This is a genomic window from Arthrobacter sp. Y3223065, from assembly GCF_059090885.1.
In genome coordinates, this window is sequence record NZ_JBNHGC010000015.1 from 1 (window position 1) to 660 (window position 660).

Annotated in this window: 1 protein-coding gene; it reads right to left on the minus strand. The window is 58.3% G+C overall.

Annotated elements, in window-relative coordinates:
* The coding region (locus AC5RUK_RS17400) for a nuclear transport factor 2 family protein (protein ID WP_494152987.1) at positions 1-478 on the minus strand (478 nt) is incomplete at its 3' end.
* Positions 479-660: the final 182 nt, after the last annotated feature.

Genomic DNA, 660 nt, shown 5'->3' on the forward strand with positions numbered 1-660 from the left:
GCCAGGCTCCCCAGTGGGAGACGCGAGGTACGTTGACGATGTCCCAGTCCGAGTTGATCGGCCTGACGTCGATCCAGTCCCAGACGCAGGTGCGGTGAAGGATCTTCCACACGCCGTCCCGCTTTTCGCACAGATCGCGGTAGCGGCCGGCTTGGAACATCGTGACTTCTGGATCTTTGAACGGAACTACGCAGATGAACATGCTCTCGCGCTTGGCCCGGTTGCCGTCAATCTCGGACAGAACGTTGGAGACGTGGTGGCTGCAACTGTAGATCTGATCTTCCCAGGCCATGGCAGCATCGGCCCAGCCCGGGCCGTCACCTACGTAAGCACCATGGTCATCGAACGAATCAGGCCAGTACGTCGACAGCATGAGCTCGCGGTCGTGCCGGTCCGCGCCCCGCACATACAGCATCAGGTTGTCGTGGAGGGCTTGCTTGTCGTACAACTCAGTCAATTGCGCATCTGTCAGCGACATCGTGTTCCATGCTTTCCACTTAAAGGCCATGAACGACACAGTTTGAGCGCGATATCCTAGGCGCTCTAGCTATCCGTTCCGAGCTGTGATTTTCCCTACTCATTCTGTGAGGGGCGTGGCACGGACAGGGAGGGCACAAGACGCCGAGTGGATAAGAAAGGGCGACAACGTCGTCAGCTTTG